The 23,940-nt window shown below is 70.7% G+C and carries 18 protein-coding genes; 9 read left to right on the forward strand and 9 right to left on the reverse strand.

Going from position 1 to position 23,940, the window contains the following annotated elements; all coding sequences use genetic code 11:
* Window positions 1-22: 22 nt before the first annotated feature.
* Window positions 23-1,465, reverse strand: coding sequence for a CDP-alcohol phosphatidyltransferase family protein (locus ACIBHX_RS08390; RefSeq protein WP_397065507.1), 1,443 nt, complete (start codon window positions 1,463-1,465; stop codon window positions 23-25).
* Window positions 1,466-1,560: 95 nt separating this feature from the next.
* Here ACIBHX_RS08390 and ACIBHX_RS08395 point away from each other — a divergent pair, with 95 nt between their 5' ends.
* Window positions 1,561-2,952: an SDR family NAD(P)-dependent oxidoreductase gene (locus tag ACIBHX_RS08395; RefSeq protein ID WP_397065509.1), complete on the forward strand. Its 1,392-nt coding sequence runs from the start codon at window positions 1,561-1,563 to the stop codon at window positions 2,950-2,952.
* Between the two features lie 26 nt (window positions 2,953-2,978).
* On the forward strand, window positions 2,979-4,703 hold the full coding sequence (locus ACIBHX_RS08400) for a hypothetical protein (RefSeq protein WP_397065511.1): 1,725 nt from the start codon (window positions 2,979-2,981) through the stop codon (window positions 4,701-4,703).
* Here the strand turns inward: ACIBHX_RS08400 and ACIBHX_RS08405 are convergent.
* On the reverse strand, window positions 4,666-5,682 hold the full coding sequence (locus ACIBHX_RS08405; protein ID WP_397065512.1) for a glycosyltransferase family 2 protein: 1,017 nt from the start codon (window positions 5,680-5,682) through the stop codon (window positions 4,666-4,668). The two genes, ACIBHX_RS08400 and ACIBHX_RS08405, sit on opposite strands and share 38 nt — an antisense overlap.
* 83 nt (window positions 5,683-5,765) lie before the next feature.
* On the opposite strand from ACIBHX_RS08405, the gene ACIBHX_RS08410 reads away from it, so the two are divergent.
* Genes ACIBHX_RS08410 through ACIBHX_RS08425 form a run of 4 tightly spaced genes read left to right on the forward strand, consistent with a single transcriptional unit; the run spans window position 5,766 to window position 9,302 of the window.
* Entirely contained in the window at window positions 5,766-7,226 is a 1,461-nt protein-coding gene (locus ACIBHX_RS08410; protein ID WP_397065514.1) for an LCP family protein, read from the forward strand.
* Between the two features lie 28 nt (window positions 7,227-7,254).
* Window positions 7,255-7,596, forward strand: coding sequence for an STAS domain-containing protein (locus tag ACIBHX_RS08415; protein WP_397065515.1), 342 nt, complete (start codon window positions 7,255-7,257; stop codon window positions 7,594-7,596).
* Window positions 7,597-7,605: 9 nt separating this feature from the next.
* Window positions 7,606-8,469 carry a GNAT family N-acetyltransferase gene (locus tag ACIBHX_RS08420; protein ID WP_397065517.1) on the forward strand — a complete coding sequence of 288 codons (864 nt, stop codon included), beginning with the start codon at window positions 7,606-7,608 and terminating at the stop codon, window positions 8,467-8,469.
* Complete coding sequence (locus ACIBHX_RS08425) at window positions 8,466-9,302, forward strand: LLM class flavin-dependent oxidoreductase (RefSeq protein WP_397065519.1); 837 nt, start codon at window positions 8,466-8,468, stop codon at window positions 9,300-9,302. The genes ACIBHX_RS08420 and ACIBHX_RS08425 overlap by 4 nt, the downstream gene beginning before the upstream one ends.
* On the opposite strand, the gene ACIBHX_RS08430 is transcribed toward ACIBHX_RS08425, so the two are convergent.
* The 3 genes from ACIBHX_RS08430 to ACIBHX_RS08440 are packed head-to-tail and all read right to left on the reverse strand — an operon-like array spanning window position 9,277 to window position 13,625.
* Window positions 9,277-10,596 carry a cytochrome bc complex cytochrome b subunit gene (locus ACIBHX_RS08430; protein ID WP_397065521.1) on the reverse strand — a complete coding sequence of 440 codons (1,320 nt, stop codon included), beginning with the start codon at window positions 10,594-10,596 and terminating at the stop codon, window positions 9,277-9,279. The two genes, ACIBHX_RS08425 and ACIBHX_RS08430, sit on opposite strands and share 26 nt — an antisense overlap.
* A gap of 57 nt (window positions 10,597-10,653) precedes the next feature.
* Window positions 10,654-10,776, reverse strand: a complete 123-nt coding sequence (locus ACIBHX_RS08435; protein ID WP_397065523.1) for a hypothetical protein — start codon at window positions 10,774-10,776, stop codon at window positions 10,654-10,656.
* 11 nt (window positions 10,777-10,787) lie between these two features.
* Window positions 10,788-13,625: a BTAD domain-containing putative transcriptional regulator gene (locus ACIBHX_RS08440; protein ID WP_397065524.1), complete on the reverse strand. Its 2,838-nt coding sequence runs from the start codon at window positions 13,623-13,625 to the stop codon at window positions 10,788-10,790.
* A gap of 685 nt (window positions 13,626-14,310) precedes the next feature.
* Between ACIBHX_RS08440 and ACIBHX_RS08445 the strand changes: the two genes are divergently transcribed.
* Window positions 14,311-15,945 (forward strand): hypothetical protein, encoded by a 1,635-nt coding sequence (locus tag ACIBHX_RS08445; RefSeq protein WP_397065526.1) that lies wholly within the window; start codon window positions 14,311-14,313, stop codon window positions 15,943-15,945.
* Between the two features lie 25 nt (window positions 15,946-15,970).
* Here ACIBHX_RS08445 and ACIBHX_RS08450 read toward each other — a convergent pair whose 3' ends face one another.
* Window positions 15,971-16,216: a hypothetical protein gene (locus tag ACIBHX_RS08450; RefSeq protein ID WP_397065527.1), complete on the reverse strand. Its 246-nt coding sequence runs from the start codon at window positions 16,214-16,216 to the stop codon at window positions 15,971-15,973.
* A 115-nt stretch (window positions 16,217-16,331) separates the two neighbouring features.
* Here ACIBHX_RS08450 and ACIBHX_RS08455 point away from each other — a divergent pair, with 115 nt between their 5' ends.
* On the forward strand, window positions 16,332-17,111 hold the full coding sequence (locus ACIBHX_RS08455; RefSeq protein ID WP_397065528.1) for a trypsin-like serine protease: 780 nt from the start codon (window positions 16,332-16,334) through the stop codon (window positions 17,109-17,111).
* Here ACIBHX_RS08455 and ACIBHX_RS08460 read toward each other — a convergent pair.
* Window positions 17,108-17,752: an HAD family hydrolase gene (locus ACIBHX_RS08460; protein WP_397065529.1), complete on the reverse strand. Its 645-nt coding sequence runs from the start codon at window positions 17,750-17,752 to the stop codon at window positions 17,108-17,110. The two genes, ACIBHX_RS08455 and ACIBHX_RS08460, sit on opposite strands and share 4 nt — an antisense overlap.
* Window positions 17,753-17,833: 81 nt before the next feature.
* The gene (locus ACIBHX_RS08465) at window positions 17,834-18,997 is read right to left on the reverse strand and encodes an acyl-CoA dehydrogenase family protein (RefSeq protein ID WP_397065530.1); all 1,164 of its coding nucleotides are present in this window, start codon (window positions 18,995-18,997) and stop codon (window positions 17,834-17,836) included.
* Between the two features lie 125 nt (window positions 18,998-19,122).
* On the opposite strand from ACIBHX_RS08465, the gene ACIBHX_RS08470 reads away from it, so the two are divergent.
* Window positions 19,123-20,436: a UDP-glucose dehydrogenase family protein gene (locus tag ACIBHX_RS08470; RefSeq protein WP_397065532.1), complete on the forward strand. Its 1,314-nt coding sequence runs from the start codon at window positions 19,123-19,125 to the stop codon at window positions 20,434-20,436.
* Window positions 20,437-20,439: 3 nt separating this feature from the next.
* Here the strand turns inward: ACIBHX_RS08470 and ACIBHX_RS08475 are convergent, their stop codons facing one another.
* Window positions 20,440-23,928, reverse strand: coding sequence for a protein kinase (locus ACIBHX_RS08475; RefSeq protein ID WP_397065534.1), 3,489 nt, complete (start codon window positions 23,926-23,928; stop codon window positions 20,440-20,442).
* Between the last annotated feature and the right edge of the window lie 12 nt (window positions 23,929-23,940).

Consider the following 23,940-nt stretch of genomic DNA (forward strand, 5'->3'; position numbering starts at 1 on the left):
CGCACCCCCTGCGCTCCGTGGATCATCGCGCGGACCTCGCGATCCGTCCGACGAGCTGGTAGAGCGCGGCAACGCCGCCCCAGGCGAGCAGGGCGAGGAACGTGACACGGGCGTTGAAGACCCCCGCGGTGATGGCGATGAGCGCCCACCGCTCCCCGATCGGGAGGACGATCATCTTCTTGAGATAGCGCGTGACCTTCTCCCGTTCCATCCGGTGGGCCAGGCGGAGCATGCCCTGGCGGGGCACGCCGTAGCGGCCGCCGTCGGCCGACTCGAGCAGCGAGCGCCTGGGCTTGGCCCACGCCGCGCCGATCCGGCCCGCGTCGGCGAGCGCGCCCCCGTAGGAGTAGTCGACGGTGTGCCGGACGACCTGGAGGATCATGGCGGCGACGGCCAGGTACCAGATGCCGTCGGGGTTGCCCAGCCCGGCGGTGTAGCCGAAGGCCAGGCCGACGTAGACGACGAACTCCTTGAGCCGGTCGGCCATGCCGTCCACCCAGGCACCCAGCGGGGAGAACGAGCGGGTGTAGCGGGCCAGCTGGCCGTCCACGCAGTCGAGCACGAACGACAGGTAGAGCAGCAGCCCGCCGGCGATCTGCGAGCCGCGCGTGCCCTCGGAGAACCAGATCGCCGAGAGCAGGGCCAGGCCGATCGAGATGCCGGTGACCGCGTTGGGCGTGAGTTTGAGCCTGGCCGCCGGCCGTACGAGGTAGCGCGACCAGGACGAGACGAAGTGGGTGGCGAAGAAGCCGTCGTCGGCCTTGACCGAGGTGTCCAGGCGTACCCGCGACTCGTCCACCTCCGCCAGGCGGATGACGGCGGCGTCGGCGGAGTGCTGGCCGGTGACCCGGTCGCAGTGCAGCGGCCCGAGCTTGGCCGCGCGCACCCGCACGCCGGAGCGGACCAGGCCGACCAGCAGCAGGTCGACGGCCTCCACCGGGCTGACGGGGCCGAGCTTGCCCGTCTCGGCCAGCTCGGCCAGCTCGTCGGCGATGTCGGCCAGCGTGCCGAGGTCGGCCTCGCCCACCTGCAGCACGCCGCGGAAGGTGGCGTTGGCCTCGGGGACCACGTGGAAGGAGCTGCCCGCGGCGACGACCAGGCTCCGCTCCACCTGCACGGGCGGGCGCAGCGGCGCGGCCATCACGTCGAAGCAGACCACGGCGCCCGAGTCGCGCGCGGGATGTTCGAGCAGCAGCGCCAGCGCCTCGGTGTGGGCCACGAGGTCGGCAGGGAGCACGACGACGGGGCCCGAGGAGATGCGGGCGATCTTCGCTACGCTCCGTAGATCGGCCCCCAGGCCGCCGCCCGGCGGCACCACCTGCACGTCGCGTACGGGCAGCACGGCGAGCTGATCGTTGATCCGATCGAGCAATGTGCCGTCAGCGCAGGTGAGCCTGGCGGCCGCGGTCGTGGCGAGCAACACCGCGGAAGTGGTCGTGCTCGCACGGGTCAGTGAGTCGGTCAAGCGCAGTTCTCCTCCCGGTCGCGAGGGAGTGCGTGGACACAGCGTAGCGACAGCGCAACGCGATATCACGGAACAGGGCCGTTACGCTCCTTGTCATGGAATCTCGGCTGCGCTCCGTCGGAGTGGTCCTGGCGGGTGGTGTGGGGCAACGCGTGGGGCTGAACACGCCCAAGCAGCTCATCAAGATCGCCGGCAGGACGATCCTTGAGCACACCCTCACCCTGTTCGACGGCGCGCCGGAGATCGACGAGATCGTCGTGCTGATGACGCCGGGCTTCACCGACCAGGTGGAGGAGATGGTGGCCAGGGGCGGCTTCGGCAAGGTCAGTCACATCGTGGAGGGCGGCGCGAGCCGTACCGAGTCGACCTGGCGGGCGCTGAAGGCGCTCGGGCCGCAGGAGTGCAACGTGCTGCTGCACGACGCGGTCCGGCCGCTGCTCGAGCCGCGGATCATCACCGAGTGCGTCGCGGCGCTGCAGACGTACTCGGCGGTGGACGTGGCGATCCCGAGCTCCGACACGGTCGTGGTGGCGGCGCCCGGTCCGCGCGGGGAGATCGTCCGCGACATTCCCGACAGGTCGCGGTTGCGCAGGGGGCAGACTCCGCAGTGCTTCCGGCTGTCGGTGATCCGTGAGGCCTACGAGCGGGCCTTCGCCGACCCCGACTTCGACAAGCAGCCCGCCACCGACGACTGCGGCGTGGTGCTGCGCTACCTGCCCGACGTGCCGATCTACATCGTTCCCGGCAGCGAGCACAACATCAAGGTCACCCATCCGGTGGACGTGCACATCGCCGACAAGCTGTTCCAGCTGGCCGCCGCGAGCGCGCCGCAGCCGAACCCGCGCGACTACCGGGAGGCGCTCGACGGCAGGTCCGTGGTGGTCTTCGGCGGAAGCTACGGCATCGGCGCCGACGTGGTGGACCTGGCCCAGGGCTACGGCGCGCGGGTGCACTCCTTCTCGCGCACCCAGAACGGCGTGCGGGTCGAGGACTACGACTCGGTGGCCAAGGCGCTGGCGCAGGTCGGGCAGGTGGACTACGTGGTCAACACGGCGGGCGTGCTGCACATGGGCAAGCTGGCCGAGGTCACCGACGAGACCATCGCCGACACCGTGGGCGTCAACTACCTGGGCCCGGTCAACGTGGCACGGGCCGCCTACCCGCACCTGCGCGAGACCGGGGGGCGGCTGCTGCTGTACACCTCCTCCAGCTACACGCGCGGGCGCGCCCACTACAGCCTCTACTCCTCGACCAAGGCGGCCGTGGTCAACCTGACCCAGGCGCTGGCCGACGAGTGGGCGGCCGACGGCATCCGGGTGAACTGCGTCAATCCCGAGCGCACCAGCACGCCGATGCGCGAGCGGGCATTCGGCGAGGAACCCGCCCATACGCTGCTGTCTCCGCGCGCCGTGGCGCAGACCTCGATCGATGTCCTCATCTCCGACCTAACCGGGCAAGTGGTAGACGTTCGCCTAGACGGCGCTTGACCTCACACTTGTTACCGTCCGTACTCATGAGGAGACTGTGTGCGTTCGGGCTGCTATTGGCGTGTTACCCAGCCCTGCTGATCACCGCCCTCTGGCCGTCGCCGCTGCTGTTCGCGCTGGTCGCGGCGGCCTCGTACGCGGCGGAGATCGTCGCGCCGCGCGTGGCGCGCTACCTGGTCGACCTGCTGGACAAGGTCCACCTCGGCGTCACCATGCGGTTCGTGGTCCGCGAGATGGCGGCCCTGCTGCTGGTCGCGCGGACCGCGGGGCCCGACTCGCTGTGGTTCGTCGGGCTCGCGATCGGGCTGTTCGCCCTGCACGGGGTGCGGGCCGTACAGACCGGCCTGGCCATGCGCTTCAGGCAGATGCTGACCACGTTGCCGGTCACCACCCACAACCTGGACGTCTCGGCGCTCAACCTGCCGCCGATGCCGCCGGAGTTCCTGGTCAACTACCAGGACGTGCGCCTGCTCTACCTCGACGGGCTCCCGGTGCTCGGCGCCGCCTTCGGCGCCGAGCAGGCCGCCGCAGGCGCGGGCACCGCGCTGCTGCTCGGTGCGGCGTCCGTGCTGGCGCTCATCCCCTACGTACGGCGGGCAGAACCACTCAAGGACTCCGCCCGCGTCCTGGCCGTGGTCGACCGCCAGGTGCGCGAGTACCAGCCGGAGGTGATCCTCTACTTCTCCGGCGCCAAGGAGGCCGCCTACCAGGCCAGGATGTGGCTGCCCACGCTGGAGCGGCTGCCTCGCAGGGCGCTGGTGCTGCTGCGCGAGCGCGGCATGGCCCAATGTCTGGAGCCCACCGCGCTGCCGATGGTGTGCATCCCGTCCTCGGCCGACCTGATGGGCTTCCACGCCCTGTCCAGCGCCCGGCTCTGCCTGTACGTGGCCAACGTGGGCAAGAACATCCACATGCTGCGCATCCCCGGGCTGCGCAGCGTGTTCATCGGCCACGGCGACAGCGACAAGGAGGCCTCGTTCAACCCGTTCACCCGGGTCTACGACGAGGTCTGGGTGGCGGGACCCGCCGGGCGCGACCGCTACCTGCGGGCCCGGGTGGGGGTCAGGGACGAGGACATCCACGAGGTGGGGCGGCCGCAGCTGCAGGGGATCTCGACGGAGGGCCCCTTCAAGCAGCGCCTGCCGTACAGGACGGTCCTCTACGCGCCGACCTGGGAGGGGTGGACCGACGACCTGTTCCACACCTCGCTGACCACGATGGGACCGCGGATCGTGCGGGCGCTGCTCGACCACACGCCGCGGCTACGCGTGATCTACAAGTCGCACCCGCTCACCGGCCACCGCGACCGATCGGCCGCCCGCGCGCACAGGAAGATCATCTCCATGCTGGAGGCCACCAATCTGGCCCTGGCCAAGGCCCGCCACCCCACCTCGGGTACGGCGGGCAGCCCGATCACGCACCTCGTGGTCACCGGCAACGAGCCGCACCTCTACGGCTGCTTCAACGAGGCGGACATGATGATCAGCGACATCTCCAGCGTGGTCGCCGAATTCCTGGCCAGCGGCAAGCCGTACGCGGTCACCAACGTCTCCGGGCTGTCCGAGAAGGCCTTCCACGAGCGCTACCCGAGCACGGAGGCGGGCATGCTGCTGGGCAGAGACCTGGCCGGGCTGGCCGCGTTCCTCGACGGTGAGGACACGATGGCCTGTGCCCGGCGCAAGCTCAAGGCGTATCTGATCGGGCCGGACCGCTTCAGCTCAACGGTCGAGCGAGCTTTCTCGGACTCGTGATGAAGCCCCAGCCCCAGCAGACGTGCATGGTGGCGTAGACGATCGGCAGCCGGAGCATGACCGTGATCGGCAGCCCGCCGCCGGTCAGCACGGAGCCGGCCACGATGGCGGCGACGTAGCCGCCGGGCAGGATCAGCGCGAGCGGGAAGAACGGCGCCGCCACCAGGCCGAGCACGATGGCCAGCACCGCGGCGGGCGGCGCCAGGTAGCGGGGGCTCATCGTGCCCTCGTGGGTGCGCCAGACCACCCGGCGCCAGCGGCCGTAGTGGAAGTACTGCTTGGCCAGCGCCTTGACGTTGGGCCTCGGCCGGTAGGAGACGCGCATCCTGGGCTGGAACCACACCAGGCCGCCGGTCTGGCGGATGCGGTGGTTCATCTCCCAGTCCTGCGCCCGCTGGAAGTGCTCGTCGTAGCCGCCGACCCGCTCCAGCGCCTTGCGGCGGAAGACGCCCAGGTAGACGGTCTCGGCGGGGCCGGCCGTACCGCCGACGTGGAAGGCGGCCGCACCGACGCCGATCTTGGACGTCATCGCCCTGGCGACGGCCTGCTCGAAGGCGGTGACGCCCTCGGCGGCCATGATGCCGCCCACGTTGTCGGCGCCCGTCTCGGCCAGCGTCTCGACCGCCACGCGCAGGTAGTCGGACGGCAGCATGGCGTGCCCGTCGACCCTGGCGATGATCCCGTTGCGGGAGGCGGCGATCGCGGCGTTCAGCGCGCTCGGCGTGCGGCCGCTCGGGTTGGGCACGACGGTCACCCGGGGATCGGCCGCGGCGATGGCCTCGGCGACCTCCTGGGTACGGTCGCGGGAGGGACCCACGGCGAGAACGATCTCGATCTCACCGGGGTAGCTCTGGGCCAGGACCATGTCCACGGCCTCGCGAAGGTGCCGCTCCTCGTTGAGGACCGGCATCACGACGGAAATCGGTGGCCAGTCACGCGTCTCCGCGGGCGCGTGCGGCGAGTCGGGGAACTGCTTCATGGCGGCCCTCACGCTACTGTACGACCAGGGGAGGAGGGCAATCGAAAGCCCGATCCTCCGGCGGGATTCAAAGGGGGCACGGCATGCGCGACCCGGGCGAGGAGGACGCTGGGGTGCTCGTGGGCGGCGACGCGTATGGCGGCGTCAAGCTCGCGACCCGCCCCAAGAAGCCCGGCAGGAGCCCACGGTCCAGGCGGCGCAGCCTGATCATCAACGGTGCCCTCTCCGGAGCGATCCTGGTCGGCACCGGCGTGGTCTGGGCGACGCCCCGGCAGATCGGCTCGGTCGACGCGGGCGTGTCCGACACGGCGCCGCGCGGCGCGATGAACATCCTGCTCGTCGGCGTGGACAAGCGCGACGACCTCACCCGCAGGCAGCAGACCCAGCTCAACCTCGGCCGCGAGGTGGGCCAGCGCACCGACACCATGATGGTGATCCACCTGTCGGAGGACCACCGCCGGGTCACGGTCGTGAGCCTGCCGCGCGACACCTGGACGACGATCCCCGGCAAGGGCGACCACAAGATCAACTCCGCCTACCAGTTCGGCGGGCCGAAGCTGGCCAAGCAGACCGTCGAGCAGACCACCGGGCTGCAGATCAACCGTTACATCGAGGTGAACGTCCTCGGCTTCATCGACGTGGTCGACTCGCTGGGCGGCGTGACCGTCTGCACGCCCGTGCCGATCAACGACCCCAAGGCCGGGCTCAACATCACCGCCGGCACCCACGAGCTGCAGGGCGCCGACGCGCTGCGCTACGCCAGGACCCGGGCGACGGCGCGCTCCGACCTCGACCGCATCGACCGGCAGCACCAGGTGATCTCGGCGCTGCTGAACAAGGCGCTCAGCGCCGGCACGCTGGCCAATCCCGTCAAGCTCGCCTCGTTCGTCAACTCGACGCTGCGCACGATCAAGGTCGACCCCAACGACGGGCTCATCGGCCTGGCCACCCAGCTGCGCGACGTCTCGCTGGACGACGTGCGCTTCGCCGACGTGCCGCTGTCCAACCTGAACTTCAGGTCGCCGACCGGCGAGTCGGCCGTGCTCTGGGACAAGCAGGGCGCCCGCGAGCTGTTCCGCCGCATCGGCGCCGACGAGGACCTGGGCAAGCCAGCCCCCAAGCCGACGACCTCGGCGACCCAGGCGCCCGCACAGCCCGCGCTGACGATCCCGGCGGAGCGGATCGCGGTCAAGGTCACCAACGGCACGCTGATCACCGGGCTCGGCGCCCGCACCAAGCAGGCGCTGCTGTCTGCCGGGTTCCAGGTGCCCGGCCAGCCGGGCAACAAGCCGGCGAAGGAGCACAAGCAGACCGTCGTGCGCTACGGCCCCGGCCGCGAGGACTCCGCCCGTACGGTGGCCGCCGCCATCCCGGGTGCCCAGCTGAAGCAGGCCGACGTCACCGGCATCGAAGTCGTCGTGGGCAGCGACCAGCCCAAGATCCACAAGGTGAAGGTGGCCGCCACTCCGAACACCACGCCGACGACCAGCGCCACTCCAGCCACAAAGACCGCATCCCAGAACATCTGTAAGAAACAGGCATAACCCCCTGCGGTTCGGGCAGGTGAGGGGCATGGTGGTCAGATCATGGCGAGAGGACCACTGCGCGGTCGTGGAAGTTCTCGGCGACCTCGACGTGGCCGGGGCTCCCCGCCTACGGGCGGAGATCGAGCAGACCCTTACAGAACCGCTCAACCTGGTGCTCGATCTCTCCGAGGTTCCGTTCTGCGACTCCGTAGGACTGGGCGTGCTGGTGGCCGTCCTCAACCGGATACGACAGTCCCGCGGCAGGCTGATCCTCGTGGTGGCGCCCGGGATGATCCCCCATCTGCTCACGATCACGAACCTGGACCGGCACTTCGAGACCACGGGTTCGCTGGCGGACGCCCGGCTCGCATTGGGAGCCGCCGCGTAAGAGATGATGTTGACGTCATCATCTGGCGCGGAGGCCTGCACATTGTTCGACGAGTTCCCCGAACCTGCCCGATCCCAGCTGCGTGCCGCGTATGAGGAAGGCAAGACGCGACCCGAGTGGTGTTCGGCCGAAGGGCAGGCCCGGGTGGCCTTCTGGGCGCCGTTCCGCGGCGCCGACCCGGTCGTCACCTGGCACTTCGATCCGGGGTTCGATCCAGGGGCAGGGGCGCGGCTGCTGACGCGGGGGCTGCGGAGCCTGGGCGTGGCCAAGATGATCCACGACATCTCACTCCCGCCCGGACTGTCGCCCGAGGTCGACCGCCGGGTCGAGCACGAGGCGCTGGTGGGGGCCGGGTTCAGGATGGAGGTCGAGCGGCTGCTGTTCGAGTGGCGCGCGGGCACCGACCTGCCCGACGACCCCGGCCGGCTGCGATACCGTCCCGCCCGCGAGCTGGGCGAGGCCGAGGTGCTCGACCTGATCGCCAGGATCGCCCAGGGGTCGCTGGACTACGACACCCAGCTCGAGCTGTCCACGGTGGGCGCTGAGCGGGACGCCAAGGCCATGTACGACGACCTGATCAACCGCAAGGCCAAGCCCGACTGGTTCGTGGTCGGCTACACCGGCGACCTCCCGATCGGCCTGGTCGTGCCCGACGACCACTCGATCGCCTACATCGGCGTGATCCCCTCGCACCGCGGCCACGGTTACGTCGACGACCTGCTCGCGCACGGCACCCGCACGCTGGCCGAGGCCGGCATCTCGCGCATCGTGGCGGCCACGGACATGGACAACAGGCCGACCGCGGCGGCGTTCACGCGGGCGGGCTACTCCGAGGTCAGCCGCCTGTACCGCTACTACTGGAGGGCATCGTGAGACTGGGCGTCATGTACGAGCGCGACCTGCCGCCCGAGGGGCTGCCCGCGTTCGCCAGAGAGCTGGACGGCACGGTCGACGACCTGTGGGTGGTCGAGGACCTGGGCTGGACGGGAGCGATCTCCTCGGCGGCCACCGCGCTGGCCGCCACCTCCCGGCTGCGCGTCGGCATCGGCATCACCCCCGCCCCGCTGCGCAATCCGGCATTGCTGGCGATGGAGCTGGCCAACCTGGCCCGCCTGCACCCCGGCCGCCTGGCCGCCGGTGTCGGCCACGGCGTGCAGGACTGGATGCGCCAGGTGGGCGCGGCCGTGTCCTCTCCCCTGGCGCTGCTCGAGGAGACGATCACGTCCGTCCGCGCCCTGCTGCGCGGCGAAACCGTCAGCCTGTACGGCAGGCACGTGCGGCTCGACGGGATCCGCCTGGTCCACCCGCCCGCCGAGCCGCCGCCGGTGCTCGCGGGCGTGATGAGCCCGCGTTCCCTGGCGCTGTCGGGCCGGGTGGCGCAGGGCACGATCATCCCCGAGGGCTTCGGCCCTGCCCGGCTGCCCGGCCTGGTCGAGCGGGTCGCGCCGCCGCCCGGCCACGAGGTCGTCGCCTTCACCCACCTCTACGTGGACGACGACGCCGCCAAGGTGCTGCGGCCGATCGCCGAGGAGCAGGCCGCCTTCATGGGCGTGGCCCCGGAGGAGGTGGCCATGGCGACCGGATCCCCCGCCGAGGCCGCCGCCCACGTCCGCGACCTGGCCGCGGCGGGCGCGGCCACCGTGGTCGTGCGTCCCGTCGGGCCCGAGCCCCTCACCCACGTCAGGCGGCTGCTGGCGGCCCTTTGACCGCCGGGCGGTCCAGCGGCCTGGTGATCTCACGGAACCCGCCCTCGGGGCTCATCGTGATCACCCCGGTCTCCACGCCGTGCCGTACCGTCTCCCGCTCCTGCTCGGCCAGGTAGAGGCACAGGCGGCGGGTGATGGCGTAGGCCAGCAGCGGGCCGGCGAAGACGGCGACGCGGAAGAACCAGGTCACCGCGTACAGCGAGACGTGGAAGTTGAAGGCGATCTGGTCGTTGGCGGCGGTGGCCCACAGCAGCCCGTAGAAGGCGATGCCGGCCGCGCCCACCGCGGTCCTGGTCGCCGCCTCGCGCGGCCTGTCGAGCATGTGGTGGAGGCCGCGGTCGCCGGTCAGCCTGCGCTCGATCAGCGGGTAGGCGGCCAGCACGGTGAAGAACGCGCCGGGCACGAGCAGCGCGGGCACGAGGACGGCCAGCGTGAGCGTGTACCCGAACACGGTGACCTCCCAGCCCGGCATGATCCGGATCGCGCCGTCGAGGAAGCCCAGGTACCAGCCGGGCACCGAGCCCGCGCTGATGGCTCCCGGCTGGTAGGGGCCGTACTGCCAGATCGGGTTGATCTGCGCGAACGTCCCGAGCAGCGCCAGCACCCCGCACGTGGCCAGGAACAGCGCCAGCGACGACGGAGCGGTCTTCTCCCGGACGGATCCGGCGAAGTAGGTGTGACCGTGCCGCCTGACCAGCCACCGGCGCACGAGCAGCAACCCGGCGACGGCCGCGGGCAGCACGAGGACGTGCAGCCAGAAGAACAGCGGGATGACCTGTGTTCCGGGGAACTCCCCGCCGAACAGCAGCCCGGTCAGCAACGTCCCGATCACCGGGATCGACTGGGTGACCCCCTGGATCAGCCCGAGGCTCCCGCCCGAGAGCATGTCGTCGGGCAGGATCCCGCCGGTCACCCCGGCCGCCATGCCCAGCAGCAGGACGCCGATCCAGACCAGCCAGTGCAGCCCCCGAGGCCGCCGGAAGGCGCCGGTGAAGAACAGCCGCAGCAGTTGCACGCAGACCGCGGCGATGAAGATCAGCGCCGCCCAGTGATGGATCTGCCGCAGCAGCAGCCCGCCCCGCACCTCGAAGCTGATGTCAAGCGTCGAGGCGAACGCCCTGCTCACCTCGACGCCGCGCAGCGGGGCGTAGGAGCCGCCGTAGGTCGTCGGGCTCATGTCCGGGTCGAAGAGGAAGGCCAGCAGGCCTCCCGTGATCGTCAGGACGGCGAAGCAGTACAAGGCGATCTCGCCGAACAGGAACGACCAGTGGTCCATCCGTCTGAAACGCATCATCGCAACCCCCTCTACGAATCAGACGGGACAGCTCCCCCAGATGTGACATTCCGGACGTCAGAACCCGTAGGTCCCGAGAACCTCCAGCGGCTGCGGGACGGGCGCCTCCCCCACGGCGTGCTTGGCCATGGTCGCCTGCAGCTCACGCAGTGCCGGGATGCCGGGCAGCGGGTTGTCCACTGCGAGGGTGCTTACCGTCCAATACCTGCATCCATAACCGAACGGCATGCTTCTTCGGCCTCCGCGGCGTCCTCGGTCAGGCCGAACCGGGTGAAGATCGCGTGGGCCGCGTTGAGCGCGCGGACGGCCGCCGGTGCCTCCTCTTCCGCCCGGTGCACGTTGGCCAGCGCGACCAGCGCCATGGCCTGGCGGGGCTCGTCCGACAGCGCCTGCGCCACGGCCAGCGCCTTGTACGCCTGGGTCAGTGCCGCGTCGTTCCTGCCGAGGGCCAGGTTGGGTTCGGTGAGCCGGTAGTGGATCGTGGCCCGCACTCCCGTGTCGGGCGGGCACAGCCTGGCGGCCTCCGTGAGGGATTCGATCGCGTCCTCGTGCTGCTCCGCGCGGCATTGGAGGGCGGCCAGATCGGCGTGGATCATGGCGATGACCATCGGGTCGGCTCCCTCGGCCCGGGCGTGGGTGAGTGCCCGCACGCACTGCTCGAGCGCCTGCCCGGGATCGTCGAGCAGGGCGCCAAGGTGCGTGCGCGCGTGCACCGCGTGGGTGACACTGCCCAGGCGCCCGGCCAGCTCCAGCTTGCGGCGGGCCAGGTCGCGGGCCTCGGCGCGGTTGCGCTGGTTGGTCTCGGCGACCATGAGCTCGCCCAGCGCGAAGCAGAGCAGGTAGCCGGGCACGCCCGGCAGCTCTACCGCCCGGCGCAGGTGGGCGGCGGCCTCGGCGTCCCTGCCCTCCTCGAGCAGCAGGCCGCCGAGCACCCGCTCCGCCCTGGCCCGGTCGTGCGCGGCCAGGCGGGTGGCGTGCGGGCGCAGCGCGTCGGCCGGGATGTGCCGGTCGCCGGCCGTGTAGACCAGCTCGAGCAGGTCGCCGAGGCGGTCGCCGACGCATCCCGCCAGCGCACCGACGATGGCCTCCCGTTCGGCCTGCAGCCAGTGCGTGGCGTCGATGGGCTCGGCGGCCTGCCGTACCCGGGTGCGGGCGCCGCAGGCGGCGTAAACGGGGTCGCCGGGGGCCAGCTGGGCGACCACCGAGCGGAGCGCGGCGATGTAGAAGTCGGCGAGCGCGGCGCGGGCGGCGGCGCTCTCCGCGGGACCGGCGCCGCGGCGGCGGGCGTAGAGCTTGACCAGGTCGTGCAGGCGGTAGCGGCCGGGGCCGGGCGACTGCAGCAGGGCCACGTCGACCAGGCTCTCCAGCAGCGGCTCGGCCTGCGCGGGCGGCAGGTCGAGCACGGCGGCGCAGGCCGGGAGCGGCAGCTCGACGGCGTCCGGCACGGCCAGCAGGCGGAAGGCGTCCGCCTCCGCGGAGGTCGCCTGCTCGTAGGACAGCGCGAACGACGCCTCGACGGCCAGCGAGCCGCTGCGCAGCTCGGCCAGGCGGCCGCGCTCGTCGGCCAGGCGCCCCGCCATGTCGGCCAGCCGCCACGCGGGCCTGGCCGTCAGCCGCGCGGCGGCGATGCGCAGCGCCAGCGGCAGCCTGCCGCAGAGCCCGATCAGCCGGGCGGCGTCGGCCTCCTCGGCCTCGACCCTGGCCGCGCCCAGGATCGCCACCAGCATCCGCCGGGCCTCGGCCTCGGTGAGCGCGTCCAGGGCGACGTGCCGGGCCGACGGCAGCGAGGCGAGCATGGTGCGGGAGGTGATGAGCGCGGCGCAGGACGGCGAGCCGGGCAGCAGCTCGCGCACCTGGGTGATGTCGCGGGCGTTGTCGAGCACGAGGAGCACCCGCTTGTCCGACAGCAGCGAGCGGAACAGCGCGGCGCGCTCGCTCTCCCCGTCGGGCACGGCGTCGGCCGGCACGCCGAGCGCGGTGAGGAAGCGGGCCAGCGCCTCCGCGGGACGCACCGGCACGGCCTCGGCGCCGCGCAGGTCGATGTAGAGCTGGCCGTCGGTGAACAGGTGCCGCACCCGGTGCGCCACGTCGACGGCGAAGGCGGTCTTGCCCACGCCGCCCATCCCGCAAACCGCGACGAGCACAGGCGCGGCGCCCGAGCCGGCCTCCTCCAGCGCCTTGACGATGTCGGCCAGCAGGTCGGCCCGCCCGGTGAAGCCGTCGATCGCGGCGGGCAACTGCGCCGGCTTCGGCGTCGCCAGGGCGGACACGGGCGCGTTCAGCGCCGGGTCGGCGGCCAGGATCGCGGCGTGCAGCTCGGTCAGCTCGGGGCCGGGGTCCACGGCCAGCTCGTCGGCCAGGATCCTGCGCACCTCCTGGTAGACGGCCAGCGCCTCACCCTGGCGGCCCGCGCGGTACAGGGCCAGCATGCGGATCGACTGCAGGCGCTCCCTGAACGGGTGGGCCTCGGCCACGCCCGCCAGCTCCGCCACCACCGCGTGGTGCTCGCCGAGCTCGAGCTCCACCGCCAGCCGCGCCTCCAGCGCGGCCAGCCGCCGCTCGGCCAGTGCCGACCGCTGCCTGTCCGCCCACGGTCCCGCGACGCCCGCCAGCGGCTCGCCGCGCCACAGCGCCTCGCCCTCGCGGTACAGCTCCAGCGCCTGCGCCAGCCGCGATTCGGCCACCGCGCGGGCGGCCGAGGCAGTCAGCGCGGACAGCCGGTGCGCGTCCACCTGGTGCGGCTGGACGCGCAGCACGTAGCCGCCGGAGGCCGAGGTCAGCAGCCCTGTCCTGTCGCGGTCGAGCGCGCCGCGCAGCCGGGTGACGTAGGTGGAGATCGTCGTGTGCGCGGTGCGCGGCGGCTCCTCGCCGAAGATGCCGTCGACCAGGTCCCCGATCGGCACGAACTCCCCCGCTCGCAGGGCGAGCATGGCCAGTACGGCACGCTGCTGCGGAGTGCCGACGGGCACCTCGCCCGAGCCGTCGCGGACGCGAACCTGGCCGAGCAGGTCGATGCGCCAGTCCGTCATGGTCTGTTCCCCCAAGTCCTGGTAGTCGCAGCCATGCTCGCCAAACCGGCTAAACAGATCTTCTACGTCCCGTATACGGCGCCGTCGAAGGGCGGCCTCCATCGTGGGCTCCTCCCTCCAGGAAGGAGTGCCCATGACCATCGGGCGCAGGCTCGCTCTCGCCGCCGCCATGGCCGCCGCGTCAATCCGCCGTCCACCGACCGTAAACGCCGGCCGACCAGCATCCCTTACATGTTCCGTTTCCGATTCACCGGACGGCACCGCGGCCTGCCGTACCCACGTTAGACGAATTTGACGGCCGCGTTTAATTCGCATCAACGGCGTCGTGCTCCCATGGCGCTTTACCGCGTCCTGCGAAGGGGGACTCCTATACGCGTGAATGCGTCAACAAAGGGATAGCGAAGGCACGTCTCGAGTTGTTCTCGAGGCGTGCCTTCGCGCACGTCAGAGGCAGTTTTACGGGACGCACGAGAAAGCGATTCGGTGCCGTGATGTGCGTCACATTCCTGGCCGCCTCGATGCTTTTCACCTGGGCGAACACATCGTCAATCTTTGTCACGGAAAGATAGCGTCCGATTTTTCGCTGGACAGCGGGAAATCGGGCTGTAGGTTCTTGGCCATTCCGCTTCTGACGATTGGTCCGTAAGAAATGCGGGCCACGACAGACCTCTAGGAGTAATCGAAAGTGAAGCGCATCCTCATCCCCACCTTCCTGGCCGGTGGGCTGCTGGCCGCCGGGCTGGCCGGCACCACCACCTCCGCGAGCGCCGCGGGCGACGTCGACTCCGACACGCTGGCCAAGGACTACGCCGCGGTCCAGAAGGTGCTGGACTTCTGGTCCAAGTCCAACTACGCCGCGCTGAAGCAGGCCACCGCCTACAACTACGACCACGTGGCCGAGGGCACCGGCGTGGTCATGACCGGCGGCTACTCGGCCGACGGCAAGCCCGGCACGGTCGCGCCGATCGGCCAGGAGAAGAAGAGCCCCGTCAAGTCGCAGAACGTGAACCTGCCCAAGACCATCGGCAAGGTGTTCTTCCTCGACGGCAAGGGCCAGCCGCGCTGGTGCTCGGCCACCTCGATCCAGTCGCAGTTCCGCAACCTGGTCGCCACCGCGGGCCACTGCGTCTACGACGAGGCCGCCAACTCCGGCACGCTCGGCTACTGGGTCTTCGTGCCGATGTACTACCAGGGCAAGGCGCCCGCCGGGATCTACGTCGGCAAGACCGCCTTCACCCACTACGACTACGCCAACTACGAGGACAGCGACCGCGACTACGCGTTCGTGACCGTCTACAACGGGCTCAAGTTCGTCGACGGCAAGGTCGTCCAGGTCAACGGCGACGACTATGACAAGTTCGTCGGCGACAAGTGGGTCGAGGCCAAGCAGATCTCCGAGAAGGAGTACCTCGACGGGGTCAGCAAGTACGGCCCCAACGGCCCGTACAAGAAGCTCATCGGCGACACCAACGTCGAGTCCGTCAACCCGCCCAAGGCCACCTTCACCGACGAGGAGATCGTCAGCAAGGGCGGCTACGCCCAGGGCAAGGACGGCGTGACGGTGCTCGGCGTCGAGGTCACCAAGGCCGAGTACGACCGCGCCGCCGAGGCCACCACCGCGTGGAAGAACGGCGAGAAGTGCAAGCCGTCCTTCTGCGACAACGACGGCGTCCGCGTCCCGATCAGCAAGGAGGAGTCCGACAGGCTGCTGAAGGACAAGGCCAGCGGCAAGTTCCTGGGCTTCCTCGAGGTCGAGAAGGACAAGAACGGCAACGAGATCGCCTGGTACAAGACGCAGTACTGGGTGGTCAAGTGGGTCAAGGCCACCGCGCCCGTCAAGTACGTCGTCGAGCAGTACTTCGTGCGCGACGGCGGCCTGGTCGACGTCGGCCGCCTCGGCGACAACGTCGGCGGGCAGGGCTTCGCCTACAACCAGCCGACGGGCAAGTACGTGCGCGTCTTCGGCTACCCGTACGAGGCGCACCCGGACGGCAACAAGCCCTACACGGGCGTGACGCCCAAGTGGTGCTACGGCAAGACCAGCCAGAAGAACGTCAAGGTCGCGGCGTACAAGGTCGAGGAGCAGGTCGCGCTCAAGTGCGCCATGACCGGCGGCGCCAACGGCGGACCCTGGCTGTCCAACTACAACAACGGCAAGCGCCTCGGCTACGTCAACGGCGTGACCAGCCTGTTCCTGGACACCGACAACAACAAGCGGATCGACGCGATCTCCTCGCCGTACTTCGACGGGGAAGCGGCCGGCGTCTACAAGGCGGCCGCCGCCTCCTGGTCCGGCAACATCCTGCCCACCACGAAGTAACCCCGCCCTGAGTGGAAGGCCCGGCTCATCCGCTGGGCCTTTCCATTGCCGCGAGCAGCTGGGCGACCAGCGGGTTCCGGTCGTCGCCTCGCCAGGCGGCGGCCACCCGCGTGCGGGCGTCCCCCGGCGTGATCCCGCGGAACGCGACGCCCCTGAGCCGGATGCGCCGGATGCTCCGGTCGTACAACCCCGGACCTGCCGCGCGCGGCAGGAGCACGAACGGCGAGACAGCCGGGCAGGACGGGGAAACCACCCGATGCACCGCGAGCATCCACGGCTTCGTCAAGCCCGGGCGGAAGCTTTGTGCAACGCGTGCCTGACAGGCCCTATATAGATCTTTTGCTGATGTATGTCATGTTTCGGCCAAGCGTGCATACACTCCGGGAATGCGATTTGTCCCCTTTGTCGCGATTCTCCCCGCGCTGGTTCTGGGTGTCCTGGGTATCTCCTTGCCCGCATCGGCCATCACCAACGGCTCCGCGGACGGGAACGCTCACCCGGAGGTGGGCGCCCTCATCGGTGAGAAGGCGCATCCCGACGGCACGTGGTCCTACTGCACCGGCACGCTCATCTCGCCGACCGTCTTCCTCACCGCCGCCCACTGCGGAGATAAAGGGCAGAAGACCGCCCGGGTCACGTTCGTCAGTCAGTACAAACCCGGGGCCCAACTCTTCACCGGTCGCTACATCCCCGATCCGCGGTTCAGGAAGAAGTCCGACCTCCACGACATGGCCGTTGTCGTCTTCAGCGCGGCCGTCCCGGACATCGAGCCCGCCCAGTTGCCCGCCGCGGGCATGCTCGACCAACTCAAAACCAAGAAGACCCTGAAGGCGACGCCATTCACCCCGGTCGGATACGGCTTGGCGGCTCCGACCGAGAAGGCGCATGGCTACAGCTACAACGACACCCGTAACCAGGCGTCCATCTCCTTCAAGGCGCTCTCCCGCAGATGGCTCGTGCTGACACCGGACCGCGCCAAGGGCGACGGCAGCACCTGCTTCGGCGACTCGGGCGGCCCGAACTTCCTGGGTGGGCGCGACTCACACCTGCTCATCGCCACGACGATCAGCGGAGAGGACGACGCCTGCAAGCGCGCCAACCTCGACTACCGGCTAGACACCCCCATAGTCCGGCACTTCCTCGGCAAGTTCGTCACGCTTCCCTAGTGCGCCAAAAGGATCTCGATGGCCTGGGCTACGTCGGTGACGACGTGGTCCGCCTCGTGTTCCTGGCCCGGCCACGTCCCCCGATCGATCCATATTGTCCGTAACCCAACCGTCTGACCGCCCGCGATGTCCGCCACCAGGTTGTCGCCGACCATCCAACCGCCCATGTCGAGGGACAACCCGCAACGCCGAGAAGCGATCTCGAACAAGCGCTGCTCGGGCTTCCGGATCCCCTCAATGCCCGACACGGCGTAGGCATCCACCGCGTTCTCCAACCGCGTCTGACGGATCTTCCCGAGCTGGTTGTCTGCGGTGCCGTTCGTGACAATCGCGACTTTCCACCTGGCAGCACGCAACGCCGCCAGGCCGTCAAGCACCTCGGGCCTGCACCGCACCAGGTACGGCATGCGCTTGCGGTACTCACCCCACAAGTCGGCCGCCGCGTCGTCGAGCTCGAAGCTCTCACGCACTCGCCCGAAGAACGCATCCCGATGTGGATGGCGGCTCCCCAGAGCGATCAGATCCGCCACCGCGGCCGGCCCCAACCCTCGTGTGTCGACGAACTCCTGAGCCCAGGCGCGGAACGCGGCATCGAGATCGATCAGCGTGTTGTCCAGGTCGAAGAGCGCGAGTCGCTGCACATCGGGATCGTACGGGCTTCCGGGCAAGAGAAGATCCGGCCTCCCGAAAAGCATGGAAACCGGATCTTTGCCGCTCAACCCCTACTTCAGGAGCTGGCGGGCCATGACCATGCGCTGGATCTGGTTGGTGCCCTCGTAGATCTGGGTGATCTTGGCGTCGCGCATCATGCGCTCCACGGGGAACTCGCGCGTGTAGCCGTACCCGCCGAGCAGCTGGACCGCGTCCGTGGTGATGTCCATGGCGGCGTCCGAGGCGGCGCACTTGGCGGCGCTCGACAGGAACGTGAGGTCCTTCTGCGGCCGGCCGTGCATGGCCAGCTCCGACTTGGCCGCCGCGTGGTAGGTGAGCTGCCTGGCCGCCTCCAGCTTCATCGCCATGTCCGCGAGCATGAACTGCACGCCCTGGAAGTCGCCGATCGCGCGGCCGAACTGCTTGCGCTCCTTGACGTAGCCGATGGCGAAGTCGATGGCGCCCTGAGCGATGCCGAGGGCCTGGGCGGCGATGGTGACGCGCGTGTGGTCGAGCGTGGCCAGAGCCGTCTTGAAGCCCGTGCCCGGCTCGCCGATCATGCGGGAGGCGGGGATCCGGACGTTCTCCAGGATGACCTGGCGGGTGGGCGACCCCTTGATGCCGAGCTTCTTCTCCTTCGCCCCGAACGACACGCCCTCGTCGGACTTCTCCACGACGAAGGCGGAGATGCCGCGGGCGCCCTCGCCGGGCGCGGTGACCGCCATGACCGTGTAGTACTCCGACACCCCGGCGTTGGTGATCCACATCTTGGTGCCGTTGAGCACGTAGTGGTCGCCGTCGAGCACCGCCCGCGTCTTCATCGCGGCGGCGTCGGAACCCGCCTCCGGCTCCGACAGGGCGTAGGAGAACATCGCGTCACCGCGGGCCACCGCCGGCAGGTACTGCGCCTTCAGCGCCTCGGACGCCGACAGCAGCAGCGGCACCGTGCCGAGCTTGTTGACCGCCGGGATCAGCGAGGACGACGCGCACGCCCGCGCCACCTCCTCGATGACGATCACCGTGGCCAGCGCGTCCGCCCCCGCTCCGCCGTACTCCTCGGGCACGTGCACGGCGTGCATGTCGGCCGCGACGAGCGCCTTGTAGACGTCCCAGGGAAACTCCTCGGTCTCGTCTGCCTCCGCGGCGCGCGGCGCGATCTTCTCATCGGCGAGGGCCCTGACCGTCTCGCGGAGCATGTCGTGCTCCTCGGTGGGCGCGTAGAGAGGAAAGCTCATGCGTCAAATACTAGGACGTCCGAGCATCTTGCTACTAGCTGGTACGGTTTGCCGGTTTGTGCAGGTGGCACAGAGGAGGTAGCGGAGGCCGGTAGCATGCCCTCGCGATCGAAAGGAGCTCACTCGTGCCATATCGCCTCACGGTGATCGGGACCGGATATTTGGGCATCACTCATGCCGCTTGCATGGCTGACCTCGGGTTCGAGGTCCTCGGGCTCGACATCGACGCCGACAAGGTCCGCCGCCTGAACAACGGTGAGCTCCCCATCCACGAGCCAGGACTGGAACCGGTTCTCCGCCGCGGCCTCGAATCGGGGCGGCTGCGCTTCACCACCTCCTACGACGAGGTCGCGGACTTCGGCGACGTGCACTTCATCTGCGTGGGCACGCCGCAGAAGCACGGCGAGTACGCCGCCGACGTCTCCTACACGGACAGCGCTGTCGAGTCGCTGGCCCCGCTGCTCACGCGCGAGTGCCTGGTCGTCGGCAAGTCGACCGTCCCCGTCGGTACGGCGGGCCGCCTCGCCGACAAGCTCGCCAGGCTCGCCCCGGCAGGCACCGACGTGGAGCTCGCCTGGAACCCCGAGTTCCTGCGCGAGGGCTTCGCCGTGAAGGACACCATGAACCCGGACCGGGTCGTGCTGGGCGTGCGGTCGGAGCGGGCGGAGAAGATCCTGCGCGAGGTCTACCAGCCGCTGGGCGAGATCCCCTTCGTGGTCACCGACTTCGCCACGGCCGAGCTCGTCAAGACCGCCGCGAACTCCTTCCTCGCCACCAAGATCTCCTTCATCAACGCGATGGCCGAGGTGTGCGAGGCCGCCCACGCCGACGTGCAGATGCTGGCCCAGGCGCTCTCCTTCGACGACCGGATCGGCGGCAAGTTCCTCAACGCCGGGCTCGGGTTCGGCGGCGGCTGCCTGCCCAAGGACATCCGCGCCTTCATGGCCCGCGCCGGCGAGCTCGGCGCCGACCAGGCGCTGACGTTCCTGCGCGAGGTGGACGCGATCAACATGCGCCGCCGCGCCCGCATGGTCGACCTGGCCCGCGAGCTGGCCGGCGGCTCCTTCTACGGCTGCACGGTCGGCGTGCTCGGCGCCGCGTTCAAGCCCAACTCGGACGACATCCGCGATTCCCCCGCGCTCGACGTGGCCGTGACGATCGGGCACCAGGGCGGCCTGGTCACCGTCTACGACCCGATCGCGCTCGACAACGCCCGTAAGGCCCACCCCGAGCTCAACTACGGCGACTCGGTCATCGAGGCGGTCCGCGGGGCGAACGTGGTCCTGCTGCTCACGGAGTGGCAGGAGTTCGTCGACCTCGACCCCGAGGAGCTCGGCGCCGCGGTCGCCACCCGCAAGATCGTCGACGGCCGCAACGCGCTCAACGCCGCGACCTGGCGGGCCGCCGGCTGGCACTACCGCGCCCTCGGCCGCCCGTAACGGCTACGACTTCGGAGACGGGCAGATCGTCTCGTAGGGCTGGTCCGGCAGGTACTGGTGCCATTCCGCCCGCGTCAGCGAGCGGCCCGCCAGGGTGCACAGCGTCGTGGCCGAGTCCCTGGGCGTCACGATGGGCCACAGGCGTACCTGCTTGCCCTCGTCGGCGCTGGCCAGCATCGTTCCGTCGGGGTCGTAGGCCAGTGCCTGGACGGCGCGCCCGCGGCCGGGTAGCGGGCGGCCGATCTGGCGCCGGGTGGCCACGTCCCACAGCCGCACCGTGGTGTCGGAGCCACCGCTGGCCAGCGTGCGCCCGTCGGGGCTGAAGGCCAGCGCCCGCACCTGGTCCGCGTGGCCCGTCAGTGGCTGGCCGAGCTGCCTGCCCGACCCCACGTCCCACAGGTGGATCGTGCCGTCGCTCGAGGTGGCCAGGGTCCGGCCGTCGGGGGTGAAGGCCAGCGCGTTCACGGTCCCCGTGTCCGTGAACTTCGAGATCTGGTGGCCGGTGCCGAGGTCCCAGAGCACGACCGTGTTGTCGCCGTACCCCAGCGCCACCCGCTCACCGGACAGCCCGAAGGCGGCCGCCCACAGCACCGCCGTCGCCCTGGCCACCCGCAGCGGCGCCCCCACGGGCGATCCCGTGGTCAGCGCCCACCGGCGGACGGTGTTGTCCCCCGCCACGCTGACCACGCTCTGCCCGTCGCGGGCGAAGGCCACGGCCGAGATCCCGTAGGTGTGCCCCGCGCCGGTCCACAGGAGCTTGCCGCTGGTGGTGTCCCAGAGGCGGATCTTCCTGTCGTATCCGCCGCTGGCCACCGTACGGCCGTCCGGGCTGATCGCGACGGCCGTCGCGCCCTTGGGATGGCCGGCCAGCATCCGGCCGAGCTCGCCGCGCTGCCACAGGTGGACGGGACCGGTATCGTCCGCGCCGACCAGGTACGAGCCGAACGCCAGCCCGTTCATCGAGCCGCCGGGCGAGACCGGCATGCCCACGGTCGCCTTCCACAGCCGGATCGTGTCGTCGCGGCTGGCCGTGGCCAGGCTCCTGCCGTCGGGCGACCAGGCCACGCCCTCGACGTCCTCGCTGTGGCCGGTGAGCGGGTCGCCCAGCGCGCGGCGGTTCTCCACGTCCCACAGCCGGACCGTCTGATCGACGCTGGTGGTGGCCAGGGTCCTGCCGTCGGGGCTGAACGCCACGTCCCGCACGAAGTTGGTGTGGCCGGCCAGCGTGGCCAGCGGGCTGTGTGAGGCCACGTCCCAGAGCCTGGCGGTCTTGTCGTCGGAGGCGCTGGCCAGGATCTTCCCGTCGGGGCTGAACGTGACCGCCTCGACGCCGTCGGCGTGCCCGGTGAGGACCCCCGCCGCGCGCCGGTCGGTCACATTCCACAGCCGGATCGTGTGGTCGTAGCTCGAGCTGGCCAGCAGCTTGCCGTCGGGGCTGAACCCGACCCCGGTCACCCCGTCATGGTGCCCCGCCAGCAGGGCGAGCTGCCGCCGGGCTTTCACGTCCCACAGCCGGACCGTGTGGTCGTGACCCGCGCTGGCCAGCAGCTTGCCGTCCGGGCTGAACACCACGTCCTCGATGTAGCCGGTGTGCCCCGTGAGCAGGCCCAGCGGACGTCCCGTGGCCACGTCCCACAGCCGCAGCGTGCGATCGTCTCCCGCGCTGGCCAGCACGGAACCGTCGGGGCTGAACGCCACGCTGTACACCACGCCCTGGTGACCCACGAGCGGCTTGCCGAGCTGCTGGCCGGCGGCGGTCCAGATCTTGATCTTCGAGCCCTGTGTGCCCGCGATCAGCCTTCCGTCGGGGCTGAAGGCGACGTCGAAGGCGTCGTCCTGGCCACCGCCGAGCACGCCGCGCGACGGCTCCGCCAGCGCGTTGAGCATCGCGTGGCGCGCGTCGGGGGTCTGCGCGAAACGCCAGGCCGTGACCGCGAGCAGCTGCGAGACCGTCGCGTCACTCTCGCCGATCTCCTTGCTCTGCGCCGCGAGCAGCCGCGACAGCGCCGACCTGCCCTGCTCCTGGGCGATGGAGCGCTGCGCGTCGGCGTTGCGGGCCGCGACGAACGCGTTCGCCGCGGCCACCACCGCGACCACGAGCAGCGACACCAGCGCCACCACCGCCAGGCTGCGCACGCGCGAGGCGCGAGCCAGCGCCCGGTTGCTCGCGTCGATGAAGTCCCGCTCCAGCCGGGTGAGCGTCAGGTGCAGCCGCCCCGCGACCACCCACCGCTGGATCTCCTCCAGCCTGCTGCCGCGCAGCAGGTCCCCCGCCTTGCGGCCGTGCTCGTCCCAGTGGTGCGCGGCCGTCGTCAGATTGCCCAGTACGGCCAGGCCACCGCGATCCGCCTCCACCCACCCGCGCAGCCGTGGCCAGGCCCGCAGCAGCGCGGGCCGGGTGAGCATCACCTCGTCCTCACGCCGCGAGATCAGGTACGAGAACACGTCCAGGACCCGCTCGACCGCGGCCCGCTGCGCCTTGGGCCGGTCGCCGAGCAGGTCGGCCAGCGCGGCCGGGCGGGCGGTCTCCACCTCGTCGGCGCCGATCGTGACCATGCGGAGGAAGATCTCCGGCGCCAGCTCCCGCTCGGCGTCGCGGAGCAGCCCGTAGGCGTCCTCGGCCAGCGCGCCGAGCGCCGGGTCCGCGGGCGCGGTGACCAGCACGCCCTGGGCCCTGCGGCTGCCGGCGAGCAGCAACCCGTCGGTGTCCTCATCGCCCGCGCCCACCAGCGCGAGCAGCAGCTCCCGCGCGGTCGGCCGGGCATCGGGGTCCTTGGACAGCGCGGCCGCGACCAGGGTCCGCAGCGCGGGCGGCAGCACCTCCAGGTCGGGCTCGAGCGACAGGACCCGGTGCATGACCGCGCCCAGGCTGTCGGCGTCGAACGGGTCGCTGCCCGTCGCGGCGAACAGCACGATCGCGCCCCACGCGAACACGTCGGCCGGAGCGCCCGCCCGCTGACCGGCGAACACCTCCGGCGCCATGTACGTCGGCGTGCCCGCCGCCTGCCCGGTCGAGGTCAGCGACATGTCCTCGGTCCGCGCCACGCCGAAGTCGATCACCCGGGGGCCGTCGGGGCCGAGGAGCACGTTGTCCGGTTTGAGGTCGCGGTGCACGACTCCGGCCTCGTGCACGGCGGTCAGCGCCGTGGCGATCGCGGTGACCAGCCGCCGCAGGTCGTCGCCCGTTATCCGGTGCCCGTGCTGCACCGCCGTACGCAGGCTCGGTCCGGGGACGTACTCGCTGACGACGTACGGCGGGCGGGCCTCCAGGTCGGCGTCCAGGACGCGCGCCGTACAGAAGGAGGCCACCCGCCTGGTGGCGGTGACCTCGCGCTCGAGGCGGCCGTCGGGGGCGTGCAGGACCTTGAGCGCGACCCGCCTGCCCGCCCCGTCGTAAGCCTCGTAGACGATCCCCTGACCGCCCACGCCCAGCCTGCCGGCCAGCCAGTATGCCCCGATACGCTGCGGATCGTCCGGAGTCAGCGCCCCCATGCACATCACCCC

Origin of the sequence: Nonomuraea sp. NPDC050536, assembly GCF_044457685.1 — a bacterium.
Lineage (GTDB): Bacteria > Actinomycetota > Actinomycetes > Streptosporangiales > Streptosporangiaceae > Nonomuraea.